Genomic DNA, 16280 nt, shown 5'->3' with positions numbered 1-16280 from the left:
CGAGCTCAGCCGTGAGGCCAGGTCGCGAGCGCGTCGTCGATGGCGCGCCGGGTGGCCGCGTCGACCGGTGCGACCAGATCCAGGAGGGGCACGCGCGGCGCCGAGGCGGACCGCGCGGGCGGCAGCCGCCACGTCCCGACGGCCACGCCGTCGACCAGGACGGTGGGGCGGAAGATGCCGTTGCCGCCCGGCACCAGCGCCGCCAGCACCTCGGGCGTCGCGACCAGGGAGCGGTCGGCGTAGCCGAGGATCCACTCGTCGAAGCCCGCCGTGAGCGTCACGCCCGAGGGCCCCGGCACGGGAGGGTCGCCGATCACCCAGGCGGGGGCGCCCTCGACCGTCACCTCGACGAGATCCGCGATGCGCGCGGCCTCCCGGCGCACCTGCGTCTTGGGCAGCTTGAGCCACCAGGCGGCGTCGTCCGGTGTCACCGGCCCGTGCGACAGGATGTACCCCCGCAGGACGCCGACGAGGTCGTCCGGATGCGTCTCGATCGCGGGAGGGAGGACCAGCTGCTGCTGAGCGCCCGCGAACGGCCCCCAGTGCATCAGGCCGTCGATCGCGAGATGGAACAGCAGGTGGTACCCGCGTCCCCCGCCGGCGGGGATGCCCGCCGCCTCCCACAGGGCGACCGCCTCCGCGCGCGTGCGCGGCCGCTCCTGCAGGGCGTCGCGCAGGATGCCGCGCGCCCGGTCGATCGTGGTGTCGTCGAGGCCCAGCTCGGCGCGGCGCCGGGTCGCTGAGCGCTGCACGCGGTCCGCCGTGTGGTGCAGGATCGCCGCCAGGTGGCGCGGCGTCGTCGCGAACAGCGTGCCGCGCATCGGCCACGAGCGCACGAGCCGCCCCGTGTCGAACGCCGCCCGCACGTCGTCGAGCGTCGTGCCCGGCCGGGAGCGGATGGCGATCGCGCGCAGCACGGCCGGCAGGTCCTGGCCCTGCAGCGCGACGCCGCGAGCCACCACCTCGGCGGGCGAGAGGTCGGAGCCGCCGAGCAGCTGGGCGGCGTGGCGCATGCGTCGGGCGTCGACGCCCGAGAGATCCCTCGTCACGCCCCCACGCTAGACCCGCCCGCGGACACCGGGCAGGATCGGGGACATGGAAGAGCAGCGCGTATCCATCGGCATCGCCGCCGCCGTCGGGCCGGAGGTCGCCCGCCGCATCGCCCCGGCGATCGAGCAGGCCGGCTTCGGAGCCCTCTGGGTGAACGACACCCCGGGTGCCGATGCGCTGGAGGTTTCGGCGGCGGCCGCGGCGGTCACGTCCCGCCTCCGGGTCGCGACCGGCGTGATCGCGGTCGACCGGCGCCCGGCGCCCCAGCTGCTGGCGGACCTCGCCAGGCTGGACATCCCCGCCGACCGGCTCGTGCTCGGCATCGGCTCCGGCGCCGCGCGGAGCGGCGCGCTCGGCCTCGTCCGCGACGCGGTGGACGAGCTGCGGCAGGGCGGCGTGGGCGACATCGTGGTCGGCGCGCTCGGCCCCCGCATGCGCCGGCTTGCCGCCGATCGCGCGGACGGGGTCCTGCTCAACTGGCTGACGCCCTGCGCGGCCGCGGAGGAGGCGTCCGAGCACCGCGCGAGCGACGGCGCCGGCCGCGTCGTGCTCTACGTCCGCACCGCGGTGGAGGACGACGCGGTCCCGCGTCTCGAGCACGAGGCGGCGCGCTACGAGTCGATCCCGTCGTACGCCGCCAACTTCGCACGGCTGGGGCTCGCGCCCATGGACACGGTCATCCTGCCCGACGGCCTTCCCGGCCGCGTCGAGCGCTACGCCGACGTGGTCGACGAGGTCGTGCTGCGGGCGGTGGTCGCGCAGGACGGCCCCGACGACTACGCGCGCTTCGTCGACCGGGTGAGCGAAAGCATCCGAGAGACCGCCGACGCCGTCTGACCTGTCCGGCGGCCCCGCGGGCGGAGGACCGAGGCGGTCAGCGGCGCGCGGCGTACTGCTCGCGGATCACCGCGCGGGTGTCCGGAGCGGGCTCCGCCGAGAGGGACACCGGCCACGACGGGCGCTCGCCGGTCAGCGCCCACGCCGCCTGAACGGCGGCCCCCGCCGCGACGTACTCGCCGGGCTCGGGCACCACGACCGGTGCGTCGAACACCTGCGCGGCGATCGCCGCGACGGCCGGGTTCTGGGCCGCGCCGCCGACGAGCAGGATGCGGTCGGCCCCGACGCCGTGCGCGCGCACCGCGTCGAGCCCGTCGGCCAGGCCGCACAGCATCCCCTCGATCGCGGCGCGGGCGAGGTTCTCGCGGGTGGTGGAGGCGAGCGTCATCCCGAACAGCGTCGCGGTCGCGTCCGGCAGGTTCGGCGTGCGCTCGCCCTCGAAGTACGGCTGCAGCACGAGGCCGCCGGCCCCAGGCTGCGCCGACAGGGCCAGTCGGCCCAGCTCGTCGTGGTCCACGCCGAGCAGCTTCGCGATGCCGTCCAGCACGCGCGCGGCGTTGAGCGTGGCGATCAGCGGCAGGAAGGCGCCGGACGCGTCGGCGAAGCCCGCGACCGTCCCGCTCGCGTCCCGGACCGGGGCGTCGGTCACGGCGAACACCGTCCCCGAGGTCCCGATCGACACCGCGACGTCGCCCGTGGCCGCCCCGAGGCCGAGGGCCGCCCCCGCGTTGTCTCCGCAGCCCGGGCCGATCACCAGTCCGTCGGCGAGGGATCCCGCCCCGCCCGCGACGGACTCGGACGGGCCGAGCACGCGCGGCAGGACGACGTCGGCGGCGTCGCGGCGCAGCGCGAGCGACAGCAGCTCGCGGTCGTACGCGCCGCTCTCGCCGTCGAAGTACGCGGTGCCGCTCGCGTCGGAGCGGTCGGTCACGAGCTCCTCGAGCACGGGGCCGAGCGGCGACTCGTCCGCGGGGCCGTAGCCCCGCAGACGCCACGTCAGCCAGTCGTGGGGAAGCGCGACGGCCGCCACGCGCGCGGCGTTCTCGGGCTCGGCGTCGGCGAGCCAGCGCAGCTTCGTGGCCGTGAACGACGCGACCGGCACGACGCCGGTGCGGCGCGCGAACGCGTCCGCCCCGACCTCGTCCCGCAGCGCGGCGGCCGCGTCGGCCGAGCGGGTGTCGTTCCACAGGAGCGCGGGCCGGATCACGCGACCCTCGGCGTCGAGCGCGACCGTGCCGTGCTGCTGGCCGCCGATCGAGATCGCCGCCACATCGCCGAGCCCGCCGGCGGCGTCGAGCGCCTCCCGCAGCGCGTCCCACCACGCCGCGGGATCGACCTCGGTGCCGTCCGGGTGGGACGCCCGGCCCGAGCGCACGACGGCGCCCGTGCCGAGGTCCCGGACCACGACCTTGCAGCTCTGCGTCGACGAGTCGACTCCCGCGACGAGGGTCATCGCCGTCCTTTCCGATGTATCCGTGACGAGACTGGTTCCGGGCGAAGAGACTGGTCTTCCCGACACCGGTCTCGTCCCCCAGGACCAGTCAACGTCCGAGGGCTGGGCTCAGCGCGCGCCGAGCAGGTGCTCGGTCGCCAGCTGCTGCAGGCGCACGAAGCCGAAGCCCTTGCCGCCGAGGTACGCGTCTGCGTCGAAGTCCTCGAACGCCGAGCGGTCGGCCAGCAGGTCGTCGTACGACTCGCCCTCGCCCAGCGTGGGCTCGGCGAGCTCGAGCACCTTGGCGGCCTTCAGCGCCTCCTGCACCTCGGGGTCGGCGCGGAACGCGGCCGCGCGCTCCTTGAGCAGCAGGTACGTGCGCATGTTCGCCGTGACGGAGTCCCACACGCCGGTCTCGTCCTCGGTGCGGCTGGGCTTGTAGTCGAAGTGACGCGGGCCGTCGTAGGCGGGCACGCCGCCGGGGCCGCCGTTCTCGAGCAGGTCGACGAGCGCGAACGCGTTGTGCAGGTCGCCGTGGCCGAACACCAGGTCCTGGTCGTACTTGATGCCGCGCTGACCGTTGAGGTCGATGTGGAAGAGCTTGCCGTGGTACAGCGCCTGCGCGATGCCGGCCGCGAAGTTCAGGCCCGCCATCTGCTCGTGGCCCACCTCGGGGTTCAGGCCCACGAGCTCGGGGCGCTCGAGCGAGTCGATGAACGCGATCGCGTGACCGAGCGTCGGCAGCAGGATGTCGCCGCGCGGCTCGTTCGGCTTCGGCTCGATCGCGAAGCGGATGTCGTAGCCCTTGTCGGTGACGTAGTCGCCCAGCAGGTTGACGGCCTCGCGGTAGCGCTCGAGCGCGGCGCGGATGTCCTTCGCGGAGTCGTACTCGGCGCCCTCGCGGCCGCCCCACATCACGAACGTCTTGGCGCCCAGCTCGGCCGCGAGGTCGATGTTGCGCAGCACCTTGCGCAGCGCGAAGCGGCGCACCTGGCGGTCGTTCGACGTGAAGCCGCCGTCCTTGAAGACCGGGGCGCTGAACAGGTTCGTGGTGACCATCGGCACGGTCAGGCCCGTGTCGGCGAGTGCCTGCTTCAGGCGGTCGATCTGGGTCTGGCGCTCGGCGTCCGTCGAGCCGAAGGCGAACAGGTCGTCGTCGTGGAACGTCAGGCCGTAGGCGCCGAGCTCCGTGAGCTTCTCGACCACGTGCACGACGTCGAGCGGCGCGCGGGTCGGGCCGCCGAACGGGTCGGTGCCGTTGTACCCGACGGTCCAGAGACCGAACGAGAACTTGTCGTCCTTGGTGGGGGTGAGCGCCATGGGAGTGCCCGCTTTCAGCGTCGTCGGTGAATTGTTGCGAGGGCGAACATATCACCCCGCGACGCGCGGGCGCAACGCGGGGAGTCAGGCGGCGAGCAGATAGACCGCGCCGAGGATCGTCAGCGCGATCACGATGCGCTCGAACGTGCGCTGGTCGAGGCGGTCGAGGAGCCAGCGCCCCACGAGGGCGCCCGCGACCACCCCGGGGACCAGCATCAGATCCATGAGCAGCGTCTGGCCGTCGATGATCCCGAGCGCCACCGAGAACGGGACCTTGGCGAGGTTGATCCCCGCGAAGAACCACGCCGCCGTGCCGAGGAACTCCCGCATCGGGAACCGCGCCGCCAGGAAGTACATCGACATGACGGGCCCCGCGGCGTTCGCGACCATGGTCGTGAAGCCGCCGAGGGTGCCGTACGCCGCGGCGGCCAGCAGGCCCGCGCCGGGGGCCTCGGTCTCCTCGCGCGCACGCCGCCGCCGCCACAGGGTGACGCCCACGACGAGCAGCAGGATCGCACCGATGACGCGGCGCGTCCACGCGTCGGACGCGAACGCGAGGAACGCGGTGCCCAGCAGCAGCCCGGCCAGGACCGCCGGGATCAGGGGCAGGAGCGCGCGCAGGCGCGCGTGCCTGCGGTGCAGCCAGAGGGCGAAGCCGTCGCCGACGATCAGCAGCACCAGCAGGGCGCCGGTGGACTCCTTGGCCGGGAGCGCGGTCGCGAACAGCGCGATCGCGAGCGTGTTGGCTCCCGGCAGCGCCGCCTTCGAGACCCCGACGATCACGGCGGCGGCCGCGAGCGCGGCCCAGGCGAGGAGGGTGAGTTCGGGCATCGTCTCAGGCTATCCGCGGCGCCGGATGCGGGCGCCGGCCGGGTTCGCGGTCAGGTGAGCTCGACGTCGACGACCTGCTCGCCCGCGGTGATCCGGTACTCGCCCTTCCAGCCCGTGACGCGCACGCGCCCGTCCGCGTCGGTGCGCATCGTCGTGGGCGGCAGCCACCACTCGTCGCGGATCAGCCCGCGCAGACGCTCGTACGACGGCTTCCGGCTGCCGTCGGAGCGGAGCAGCCCGATCGGCGCGCCGAGCCACGCTCCGGCGTCCGTGATGCCCCAGTACGTGATCGCCTCGACCGCCGGGTGGCCGGTGAGCGTGCGATACAGGCTCTCGAGCTGGTCCGCCTGCCGTGCCTCGCCCTCCGGGGTCGAGGGCCAGCTGTCCACGACGTAGTCGTTCAGGTCCTCGATCTCGGGCGGCATGAGGTCGCCGGAGACGAGGCTGACCTCCGTGAAGTGCAGCGGCAGCCCGAAGCGCGCGAAGCGGTCGGCGATCTCCAGCAGCTGCTCCTCGCCGCGGTAGCCCTGGTGCATGTGGGTCTGCAGGCCGATCGCGTCGATCCGGACGCCGGCCTCGAGGGCGTCCTCGATCACGCGCTCGTACCGCGCGGAGAGGTCGAAGTCGTTGATCAGCAGCGTCGCATCCGGGTTCGCCGCGCGCGCCGTGTCGAGCGCGAGCCGGACGATCCCGGTGCGCCCGAGCTCGCGCGCGAGCCGCGAGACCGCGTTCGGGACGTCGTCGGGCTCGTTCTCGAACACCGGCATGATGGCGACCTCGTTGATCGCGTCCCACGTGTCGATCAGCCCGGCGAAGTCGCCGACCTCGCGTGTGACGCGCTCGCGGATCAGGCGCTCGACCTCGTCGCTCGGCAGCGGGTCGAGCCACCGCGCCTTGACCGTGTGCCACACGAGGGGGTGCCCCTTGAGGCGCACGCCCCGGTCGGCGAACCAGCGCGCGGCGGTGAGCAGCCGCGCCGTGTCGGGGTGCCCACGCTGGGGCTCGAAGTCGCCCCAGTAGATCGGCAGCGTGGCGGTGTCGAACAGGCCGAGCCAGTCCTCGGCGAGCTGAGACAGGTCGGCCTCGCCGTTCGCATGGGGCACCAGCTCGAAGCCGATGTTGCCGAACCCGAAGGCGTGGCGCGTCTGCTCCACGACGACCTCGCGGTCGGCGAGCGGGGTGCCCTCGGCCGAGGTCACGACGACGTCTGCGGCGGCGGTGCGGGGGGAGGGGGTCACGTCACTCCTTCGGGCGTGCGGTCGAGCCGCGCAGCACGAGCTCCGCGGGCATCCGGATGTGCTCGGGCTGCGAGCCTCCGAGCATGTCGAGCAGGAGCCGCACCGCGGCCGCGCCCATCTCGGGCAGCGACTGGCGGATCGTGGTGAGGCCGGGGGAGGAGGCCACGGCCTCCGGGATGTCGTCGAAGCCGACGACGGAGAGGTCCTGCGGGATGCGCAGTCCCCGCGCGGTCGCGACCCGGATGGCCTCGATGGCGGAGAGGTCGTTCGCCGCGAACACGGCGGTCGGCGGCTCGGCGAGGTCGAGCAGGGCGGTCGCCGCGGGGGTCGACTCGGCCGTGCGGTACGCGCCGACGGTCACGAGGCGCGGGTCGAAGGGGATGCCCGCGGCCGCGAGCGCCTCGCGGTATCCCTGCTCGCGCAGCCGCGCGGACTCCAGGTCGCCGCGGCCGCGGATATGGCCGATCCGGCGGTGGCCGAGCGAGATGAGGTGCTCCGTCGCGGCACGGGCGCCGCCGAGGTTGTCGGTGTCGACGGTGGCCGGCCCGGTGGGCCCGGTGTGGGGGTCGACCGCGACCGTGGGCACGGACGACTCGGGCAGGGCGACCGTCGGCGTGACGATGATGGCGCCGTCGATCAGCGTCCCGCCGAGCCGGGACAGCGACCGGCGCTCCCACCCGGTGTGCTCACCGGCCGACACGCTTCCGGCGTAGGCCAGGATGTCGTAGTCCGTGCCCTGAAGCGCCGACGAGGCGCCGCGCAGCAGCTGGAGCGCGAACGGCTCGAACTCGGCCACCAGCACGCCGATCACGTTGGTGCGGCGCCGCCGCATCGAGGTGGCGACCAGCGAGCTCTCGTAGCCCAGCTCGGCGACCACGCCCAGCACGCGCGCGCTGGTCGCGTCCGCGATGCCGTCGCGCCCGTTGATCACCTTCGAGACGGTCGCGACGGAGACCCCGGCGGCACGCGCCACGTCGCGGATCGTCACGCGTCCGACGCCGACGCGCGCGACAGGGGTGTCGGTCATGGGGTCAGCCTAGTCACAATATGGAAAACGATATCGATAACGATTGACATTTGTTGGACCCGGTGACAAAGTCATCCGAGACGCATCGGAGGCCTCGGCGATCCGACCCGGGCGGTGCGTCCCACTCAACGAAGAGGAGCAATGCCCATGAACGTTCGCAGGACATGGATGGCCGCGGCGGCCGTCGCCGTCACCGCGGGCCTTGCCCTGACCGGCTGTGCCGGCGGCGGAGGACAGAGCGGTGAGGACGGCGGACCTGTCGAGCTCGAGGTCTGGCACAACTCGACCACGGGCCCCGGCAAGCAGTTCTGGGAGGACGCCGCGGCGGCGTTCACCGAGGAGAACCCGGACGTCACGTTCAAGATCACCGCGATCCAGAACGAGGACATGGACGGCAAGCTGCAGACCGCCGTGAACTCGGGCGACATGCCCGACGTGTTCATGGCGCGCGGCGGCGGCAAGCTCGCCGACATCGTCGACGCGGGGGCCGTCAAGGACCTGACCGACCTGATCTCGGACGACGCGCGCGCGGCGTTCGGCGACGCGCCGTTCAGCGCGTTCACGATCGAGGACAAGACGTACGCCGTCCCGATGGCCGTGCTGCCCGGCGGCTTCTTCTACAGCCAGGACCTGTTCGCGCAGGCCGGCATCGACGCGCCGCCGACCTCGATCGACGAGCTGAGCGACGCGGTCGACAAGCTCAAGGGGGCCGGCATCCAGCCCATCGCGCTGGGAGCGAAGGCCGCCTGGCCCGCCGCGCACTGGTACTACTTCTTCGCGCTGCGCGCCTGCAGCCAGGACACGATCGAGAACATCGCCGTGACGATGGACTTCTCGGAGCCGTGCTGGCTCGAGGCGGCGGAGAACCTCGAGGAGTTCGCGGCGACCGAGCCGTTCCACGAGGGCTTCCTCACGACCGACCCGCAGGAGGGCGCGTCGTCGTCCGCCGGCCTGATCGCCAACCACCAGGCGGCCATGGAGCTCATGGGCGCGTGGGACGTGGGCGTGATCGCCTCGCTCACCCCGGACCAGCAGCCGCTGGCCGACCTGAGCTGGTTCCCGTTCCCGGCCGTCGAGGGCGGCGAGGGCGACCCGACCGCGATGATGGGCGGCGTCGACGGCTTCTCGTGCGCGGCCGACTCGCCCTCAGCGTGCGAGGACTTCCTGAACTTCCTCGCGACCGAGGAGCAGCAGGAGGCGTACGCCGTGGCGTACCAGACCATCCCGGCGAGCGCCGACGCTCAGGACGCGGTCGAGGACCCCGCCCTGCAGCCGCTCATGGAGGCCTCGAGCGAGGCCGCGTACGTCGTGGTGTGGCTCGACACGCTGCTCGGCCAGAACGTCGGCAACGCGCTGAACACCGCGGTCGTCGAGATGCTCGCCGGTCAGGGAGACGCGCAGTCGATGGTCGACGCGGCGGCTCAGGCGGCGGCGCGAGGCTGACATCATGACCGGAACCCAGGCCACGCCGCTCGCGGCGCGACCTGTGGGGAGTGCGCCCTCCGGGGCCGGCGCCCGCGCGTCGGCCCCGGGGCGGCGGCCGCGACGAGCCGACTGGCGCATGCGCGGCGAGATCGCGCTCCTCGCAGGCCCCGCGATCGTCGTCTTCGTCTTCTTCGTGATCCTGCCCGTCGTCATGGCGGCGGTGTACGGATTCTTCCGCTGGAAGGGCTTCGGCTTCCCCGACGACTTCGTCGGGTTCGGCAACTACGAGCTCATCCTGCAGGACCCGACCTTCCGCGACGCCCTCTGGCACAACGCGATCGTCGTCGTGTTCTCCCTGCTGCTGCAGGGGCCGCTCGCCATCCTGTTCGCGCTGCTGATGAACCAGAAGATGCGCGGGCGCTCGCTCATCCGCGTGCTCATCTTCGTGCCGTACGTGATCTCCGAGGTCGTCGTCGGCACGGGCTGGGCGCTCATGCTGCAGGACACCGGAGCCATCAACTCGCTGCTCGCCAAGATCGGGCTCGAGGCGTGGCAGAACTCCTGGATCGCCGACCCGTCCGTCGCGATGGGCACGCTGATGTTCATCCTGACGTGGAAGTACATCGGGTTCGCGGTGATCCTGATGCTGGCGGGAATGCAGTCGATCCCCGAGGAGCTCTACGAGGCAGCCGCGATCGACGGGGCCGGCTTCTGGAAGATCCAGTGGAGCATCACGCTGCCGCTGTTGGGCCCGACCATCCGCATCTGGGCCTTCCTGTCGATCATCGGCGCGCTGCAGCTGTTCGACCTCGTCAACATCATCTGGGGGCAGTACGTCTCCGCGACGGCCGGCACCTCGACCATGGCGACGTACATGTACCTCAACGGCCACCTCGCGGGCAACTACGGCTTCGGCAACGCGGTCGCCGTCGTGATCTTCCTGATCTCGCTCGTCGTGGCCCTCGTCTACCAGCGGTTCGTGCTGCGGCGCGACACCGACGGCGCCCTCACGGGCGACAGTGGAAGGAGCCGCCGGTGAGCACCGCGACCTCTGTCCTGGTCCAGCCGCTCGACCGCCGGGGCCGGCGACGTCCCCGGCGCGACTGGGGCAACCCCTGGGTGTACCTGATCGCGGTCATCCTGATCTCCATCTGCATCGGCCCCGTGCTGTACATCATCATCGGCGGCTTCCGCACCAACTCGCAGATCACGGCCGACCCGTCGGGCTGGCCGGATCCGTGGGAGACCGGCAACTACACGGACGTGCTGGCGAGCGGCGAGTTCTGGACCGCGATGCTCAACTCGACCGTGGTGGGTCTCGGGACGACGGTCGGCGCCGTGGTGCTCGGCATCATGGCGAGCTACGTGATCGCGCGCTACGACTTCCGCGCCAAGGGAGCGATGTACGCGCTGTTCGCGGCGGGCCTGATGTTCCCGATCACGGTGGCCATCACGCCGCTGTACCTGCTGATCCGCAACCTGGGGCTCGTGAACAACCTGGGCGGTCTCATCCTGCCGCAGATCGCGTTCGCGCTCCCGACGACCGTGATCATCCTGGTGCCGTTCCTGCGGGCGATCCCGAAGGAGCTCGAGGAGGCCGCATCGATCGACGGCGCCAGCCGGCTCGGCTTCTTCTGGCGGATGGTGATCCCGCTCAGCCTCCCGGGCGTCATCACGACCGGCATCCTCGCGTTCGTCGGCTCGTGGAACGGCTACATGCTGCCGCTGTTCATCCTGAGCGACGCCGATCTGTTCACTCTTCCCCTGGGCGTGCAGAACTTCTCGTCGCAGTACTCGGTCGACACCGCACGCGTGCTCGCGTACACGTCGCTGTCGATGCTGCCGGCGCTGCTGTTCTTCAGCCTGTTCGAGCGTCGCATCGTCGGCGGCCTGACCGGGGCGGTGAAGGGATGACCGACGTGCAGACCACCGAGCGCGCCGCCGTGGAGACCTCCGCGCCCGCGGACGTCCGCGCCTACCCCGTGGCGTCCGACCGCGTCGCCGACCTGCTCGCGCGCATGTCGCTCGAGGACAAGGCGGCGCAGCTTGTCGGCTACTGGATCGACCAGGGCGGCGAGGTCGTGGCGCCGATGGTGGACGAGATGGGCACCGCCGGCGACGGCCGAGCGCTCTCCGACATCACCGTGCACGGGATCGGGCACTACACCCGCGTGTACGGCACGCGACCGGTCGAGCCGGCCGAGCGCGCCGCCTGGCTGTGGGGCGAGCAGCGCCGCCTGAAGCGCGAAACCCGTCTCGGCATCCCCGCGCTCGTGCACGAGGAGTGCCTCACGGGCCTGGCCGCGTGGAAGGCCGCGACGTTCCCGACCCCGCTCGCGTGGGGCGCGTCCTTCGACCCGGAGCTCGTCGAGGAGATGGGCCGGGCGATCGGCGCCTCGATGCGCGAGCTCGGCATCCACCAGGGTCTGGCGCCCGTGCTCGACGTGATCCGCGACCCCCGCTGGGGGCGCGTGGACGAGTGCATCGCCGAGGACCCCTACGTGGTGGGGACGATCGGCACCGCGTATGTCCGTGGCCTGCAGGGCGCGGGCGTGCACGCCACGCTCAAGCACTTCCTCGGCTACTCGAACTCGCGGGCGGGGCGCAACCACGCCCCCGTGCACGCCGGCCCCCGCGAGGTGGCCGACGTGTTCCTGCCGCCGTTCGAGATGGCGATCCGCGACGGCGGCGTGCGCTCGGTCATGAACAGCTACGCGGAGATCGACGGCGTGCCCGTGGCCTCCGACCCCGAGCTGCTCACCGGCGTGCTGCGCGAGCGGCTCGGCTTCGACGGGGTCGTGGTCGCGGACTACTTCTCCGTGGCGTTCCTCGAGGTGATGCACGCCATCGCGGCCGACCGCGGCGCGGCGGCCGCGCTCGCGCTGCGGGCCGGTATCGACGTCGAGCTGCCCTCGGGCGACGCCTACCTGGAGCCGCTCGTCGAGGCGGTCCGGTCCGGCGCGCTCGAGGAGGCGTACGTGGACCGCGCGGTGCTGCGCGTGCTCGCGCAGAAGGAGGAGCTGGGCCTGCTCGACCCCGAGGCCTTCGAGGACGAGCCGCCCGCGAGCGTCGATCTCGACACGCCCCGCCACCGCGAGATCGCGCGGCGCCTGGCGGCCGAGTCGATCGTGCTGCTGTCGAACGACGGCGCGCTGCCCCTGGCATCGGGTGCCCGCCGCGTCGCGGTGATCGGCCCGAACGCCGACCGCGCCGACGCGCTGCAGGGCTGCTACTCCTTCGCGAACCACGTGCTGGCGCACCACCCGGGGTACGAGACCGGGTTCGCCATCGCGACCGTGCGCGAGGCGCTCGCCGCCGCGCTGCCGGACGCGGAGCTCGTGTACGCGCGCGGCTGCGAGGTCGAGGGCGAGGACCGCTCGGGCTTCGACGAGGCCGTGGCGGCCGCGGATGGCGCCGACGTCGCGATCGTGGTCGTGGGCGACCAGGCAGGCCTGTTCGGCCGCGGCACGGTGGGCGAGGGGAACGACGTCGAGTCGCTCGACCTGCCCGGCGTCCAGCGCGAGCTCGTCGAGCGGCTCACGGAGACCGGGACCCCGGTCGTCATGGTGCTGCTCACCGGCCGCCCGTACGCGATCGCGTGGGCGCTCGACGAGGAGGGCGCCGGTGCCGCGCGTCCCGCGGCCGTGCTGCAGGCCTTCTTCCCGGGCGAGGAGGGCGGCACCGCGATCGCGGATGTCATCACGGGCGCCGTCTCGCCGTCCGGCCGGCTTCCCGTGAGCCTGCCGCGCTCGGCCGGCGCCCAGCCGTACTCGTACCTGAGCCCCATCCTGGGTGGTCCGTCCGACGTCACCTCGACCGATCCGACGCCCGTCCGGCCGTTCGGCTTCGGCCTGTCCTACACGACGTTCGCGTACGACGACCTCGCGGTCGACGAGACGGTGCCCGCGGACGGCCGGCTCAAAGCGTCCGTGACCGTGACGAACACCGGCGCGGTGGCGGCCGCCGACGTGGTGCAGCTGTACGGCCGCGACGTCGAGGCGACCGTCACGCGCCCCGTGGCGCAGCTGCTCGGCTACGCGCGCGTCGAGCTGGAGCCCGGCCAGTCGCGCCGCGTGGCGTTCGACGTGCCGGTGCAGCGCTTCGCGTTCACGGACCGCAGTCTGACCCGCGTGGTCGAGCCGGGCGACGTCGAGGTGTGGGTCGCGGCGCACGCCGCGGCGTCGAGCCGCGCGGCCGATGTCAGCGACTCCACGGGCGGCGTCATCTCGAACGCCAGGGCCCGGGGCGCGCGCGAGCTCGCGGGCGACGCGACGCCGCGCGCGCGGGTCACGGTGACGGGCGACGTCCACGTCGTCGGGATCGACGATCCTCGCGTCGTCGAGGTGACCCTCGGCTGATCCCAAGGCCGGATGCGCGGCGCCCACCCGGCCGCGCATCCGGCCTCCGGCGTCCGGGGCCGATAGATTGCCTGGGACGGACCGACACGTGCGAGGGCAGGGATGCGACCGCTGACGACGAGCGTCGAGGGGGTGCGGCGCACCAACCTCGGCGAGGTGCTGCGCCTCGTGCACCATGAGGGGCCGCGCTCGCGCGCCGTGATCACCGCGGAGACGGGGCTGAACCGCTCCACGGTCTCCGACCTGGTCACGACGCTCGTGGCCGCCGGCCTCGTGGAGGAGCGCGATCCCGATCCGACCCGGCGCGTGGGGCGTCCCTCGCCGATCGTCGCCGCCAGCGAGGACGTCGTGGCCATCGCCGTGAACCCCGAGGTGGACGCGCTGGAGGTCGGCGCCGTGACCCTCGGCGGGCGGGTCCGCGCGCGGGTGCGCGAGGAGGTCTCCGGCGACGTCCGCGTGGACGACGTGGCCGCGGCCGTGGCGAGGGTCGTCGACGGCTGGCGCGGCTCGGAGCTGCGCGGCTGCCGGATCGTCGGCGGCGGCGTGGCCGTGCCCGGTCTCGTGCGCGCGGCCGACGGCACCGTCCGCCTGGCGCCGCACCTCGGATGGCGCGACGTGGACGTCGCGGGCCCGCTCCGCTCGGCCACCGGGCTGGCGTTCTCGGTCGGCAACGACGCGTCGCTCGGCGCGCGGGCGGAGAAGCTGTTCGGCGCCGCGCGGGATCACGCCGACGTCGTGTACCTCAACGGCGGCGCCTCGGGCATCGGCGGGGGGCTGATCCTGCACGGCACCGCGATCGGCGGCGCCCGCGGCTACGCCGGGGAGTGGGGCCAGAACCGTCCGAGCATCCTGGACCCGGCCGACCGCCGCACGGACGACGGCGTGCTCGAGGACGAGGTCAACCGCGCGCGGCTGCTGGGCGCCCTCGGGCTGGGTGCGGCAGACGACGACGAGCTGGCGCGCGCGCTCGCCGCGTCGTCCGACCCGGCCGTGGCCGACGAGGTCGAGCGGCAGCGCCGCATCCTCGCCCCGAGCCTCGCGAACGCGGCGAACGTGCTCAACCCCTCGGTGATCGTGCTCGGCGGATTCCTTGCGATCCTGCACGATCACGACCCGGAGGGGCTCCTCGACCAGGTCCGCGCGCACATGCTCGCCGCCCCGGCCGAGGACCTGGAGATCCGCGCGGCCGCGCTCGGCGCCGACCGCCTGCTGATCGGCGCGGCGGAGGCGGCGCTGGAGCCGCTGCTCGCCGACCCGCTCGGCCTGCCGGCTTCCTCCTCCTGAGGACGGCCCGTCAGGGCAGCACGAGGCGGCCGTCGACGCGGCGGGGGATGCCGAGCGGGTTGTCGTCGCGGAGGGCCGCGGGCAGGAGCTCGGCCGGGGCGTCCTGGTAGGTCACGGGGCGCTGGAAGCGGCGCACGGCGGTCGCGCCGACCGACGTGAACTGCGACGTGCTGGACGGCCACGGGCCGCCGTGCTGCTGCGCCCAGCTCACCGCGACGCCCGTCGGCCAGCCGGCGAACAGCACGCGGCCGGCGAGCTCCTCGAGGCGGCCCACGAGCGCGCCGACGTCCTCGCCGGGCTCGCGGTGCACGGTCGCGCTGAGGCTGCCCGGCATGGCGTCCAGCACGGCGTCGCGCTCGGCCTCGTCGGCGCAGCGGACCAGCAGCGTGAACGGGCCGAACACCTCCTCGAGCAGCTCGTCGGCGTGGCGCAGCAGGGTCGGCGCATCGGTCGCCGCCACGAGCGGGGCCGGACCGTCGCCGGCCTCGCCGGTCGCCACGACCTCGACGCCGTCCAGGTTCGAGACGCGCTCGGCACCCGCCGCGAAGCCCTCGGCGATCGCGGGGGTGAGCAGCCGCGGCTGGGGCGCGAGGTGGCCGGGCAGAGCGGCCTCGAGGGTCGAGCCGTGCGGCACGAGCACCACGCCCGGCTTGGTGCAGAACTGGCCAGCGCCGAGCTGGAACGAACCGGCCAGGCCCTCCGCCAGCGCGGCGCCGCGTTCGGCGTCGGCGCCCGGAGTGACCACGACCGGGTTGAGCGAGCCGAGCTCGCCGTAGAACGGGATGGGATCGGGTCGCGCCGCGGCGCGGTCGAAGAGCGCGCGCCCGCCGCGCACGGATCCGGTGAACCCGACCGCGCGGATCGCGGGATGGTCCACGAGCGCCAGCCCGGCCTCGAAGCCCTCGACCAGCGCGAAGACGCCGTCCGGTGCGCCGGCGGCGGCGAGGGCCGCGGAGACCACCTCTGCGGTCCGCCGCGACGTCTCGGGATGGCCCGGATGCGCCTTGACGACCACAGGGCAGCCGATCGAGAGCGCGGAGGCGGTGTCGCCGCCCGCGACCGAGAAAGCGAACGGGAAGTTCGACGCCGCGAACACCGCCACGGGCCCGATCGGCCGCAGCACGCGCCGGAGGTCGGGCGTCGGGGGAGTGGTGGACGGATCCGGATGGTCGATCGCCGCCTCGAGGTACGAGCCCTCCTCGACGACCCGGGCGAACAGCCGCAGCTGCGCGGTGGTCCGCGCGACCTCGCCGGCGAGGCGCGGCGACGCGGGCAGCGCGGTCTCCCGCGCCGCGAGCTCGACGAGCGCCTCGGCGTCGGCGTCGAGCGCGTCCGCCACGGCGCGCACCCAGGCGGCGCGCGTGCGATCGTCGGCGGCGAGCGTGGTGCGGAACGCGTCGCGCGCGGCGCGGGCGATCCGGTCGACCTCTTCGACGGCGGTGTCGGTCATGAGGGGTCCTTTCGGGGACGGACTGCTC

The 16280-nt window shown here is 73.5% G+C and carries 13 protein-coding genes; 6 read left to right on the top strand and 7 right to left on the bottom strand.

The window, feature by feature from the left end:
• Positions 1-5 precede the first annotated feature (5 nt).
• Positions 6-1049, bottom strand: coding sequence for a winged helix DNA-binding domain-containing protein (locus ASD19_RS06770; RefSeq protein ID WP_134746379.1), 1044 nt, complete (start codon positions 1047-1049; stop codon positions 6-8).
• A gap of 46 nt (positions 1050-1095) precedes the next feature.
• Between ASD19_RS06770 and ASD19_RS06765 the strand changes: the two genes are divergently transcribed.
• Positions 1096-1887 carry an LLM class flavin-dependent oxidoreductase gene (locus ASD19_RS06765; protein WP_055990137.1) on the top strand — a complete coding sequence of 264 codons (792 nt, stop codon included), beginning with the start codon at positions 1096-1098 and terminating at the stop codon, positions 1885-1887.
• Positions 1888-1924: 37 nt separating this feature from the next.
• Here ASD19_RS06765 and xylB read toward each other — a convergent pair whose 3' ends face one another.
• The 5 genes from xylB to ASD19_RS06740 all read right to left on the bottom strand — a co-directional run bounded on the left by xylB (position 1925) and on the right by ASD19_RS06740 (position 7735).
• Entirely contained in the window at positions 1925-3340 is a 1416-nt protein-coding gene (xylB, locus tag ASD19_RS06760; RefSeq protein WP_055990134.1) for a xylulokinase, read from the bottom strand.
• A 108-nt stretch (positions 3341-3448) separates the two neighbouring features.
• Positions 3449-4639: a xylose isomerase gene (gene xylA / locus ASD19_RS06755; protein WP_055990131.1), complete on the bottom strand. Its 1191-nt coding sequence runs from the start codon at positions 4637-4639 to the stop codon at positions 3449-3451.
• Between the two features lie 84 nt (positions 4640-4723).
• On the bottom strand, positions 4724-5470 hold the full coding sequence (locus ASD19_RS06750; protein WP_055990128.1) for a sulfite exporter TauE/SafE family protein: 747 nt from the start codon (positions 5468-5470) through the stop codon (positions 4724-4726).
• A 50-nt stretch (positions 5471-5520) separates the two neighbouring features.
• Positions 5521-6708, bottom strand: coding sequence for an endo-1,4-beta-xylanase (locus tag ASD19_RS06745; RefSeq protein ID WP_055990125.1), 1188 nt, complete (start codon positions 6706-6708; stop codon positions 5521-5523).
• Position 6709: 1 nt separating this feature from the next.
• On the bottom strand, positions 6710-7735 hold the full coding sequence (locus tag ASD19_RS06740; protein WP_055990122.1) for a LacI family DNA-binding transcriptional regulator: 1026 nt from the start codon (positions 7733-7735) through the stop codon (positions 6710-6712).
• A gap of 147 nt (positions 7736-7882) precedes the next feature.
• Between ASD19_RS06740 and ASD19_RS06735 the strand changes: the two genes are divergently transcribed.
• The 5 genes from ASD19_RS06735 (at position 7883) to ASD19_RS06715 (ending at position 14802) form a co-directional block, all read left to right on the top strand.
• Positions 7883-9178, top strand: a complete 1296-nt coding sequence (locus ASD19_RS06735) for an ABC transporter substrate-binding protein (RefSeq protein WP_156377128.1) — start codon at positions 7883-7885, stop codon at positions 9176-9178.
• A gap of 4 nt (positions 9179-9182) precedes the next feature.
• Complete coding sequence (locus tag ASD19_RS06730) at positions 9183-10199, top strand: carbohydrate ABC transporter permease (protein ID WP_055990116.1); 1017 nt, start codon at positions 9183-9185, stop codon at positions 10197-10199.
• Positions 10196-11074, top strand: a complete 879-nt coding sequence (locus ASD19_RS06725; RefSeq protein ID WP_055990114.1) for a carbohydrate ABC transporter permease — start codon at positions 10196-10198, stop codon at positions 11072-11074. Before ASD19_RS06730 ends, ASD19_RS06725 begins: the two co-directional genes overlap by 4 nt.
• A complete protein-coding gene (locus ASD19_RS06720; protein WP_082543025.1) occupies positions 11071-13518 on the top strand; it encodes a glycoside hydrolase family 3 N-terminal domain-containing protein in 2448 nt (815 codons plus the stop codon). Before ASD19_RS06725 ends, ASD19_RS06720 begins: the two co-directional genes overlap by 4 nt.
• 102 nt (positions 13519-13620) lie before the next feature.
• Positions 13621-14802: an ROK family transcriptional regulator gene (locus tag ASD19_RS06715; RefSeq protein WP_055990112.1), complete on the top strand. Its 1182-nt coding sequence runs from the start codon at positions 13621-13623 to the stop codon at positions 14800-14802.
• A 10-nt stretch (positions 14803-14812) separates the two neighbouring features.
• Here the strand turns inward: ASD19_RS06715 and ASD19_RS06710 are convergent, their stop codons facing one another.
• Positions 14813-16252, bottom strand: a complete 1440-nt coding sequence (locus ASD19_RS06710; protein ID WP_055990109.1) for an aldehyde dehydrogenase (NADP(+)) — start codon at positions 16250-16252, stop codon at positions 14813-14815.
• Positions 16253-16280 lie beyond the last annotated feature (28 nt).

Origin of the sequence: Microbacterium sp. Root53, from assembly GCF_001426925.1 — a bacterium.
GTDB lineage: Bacteria > Actinomycetota > Actinomycetes > Actinomycetales > Microbacteriaceae > Microbacterium.
Note: the sequence above shows the minus strand (reverse complement) of the source record. Positions and strands in the feature narration are given on the sequence as shown.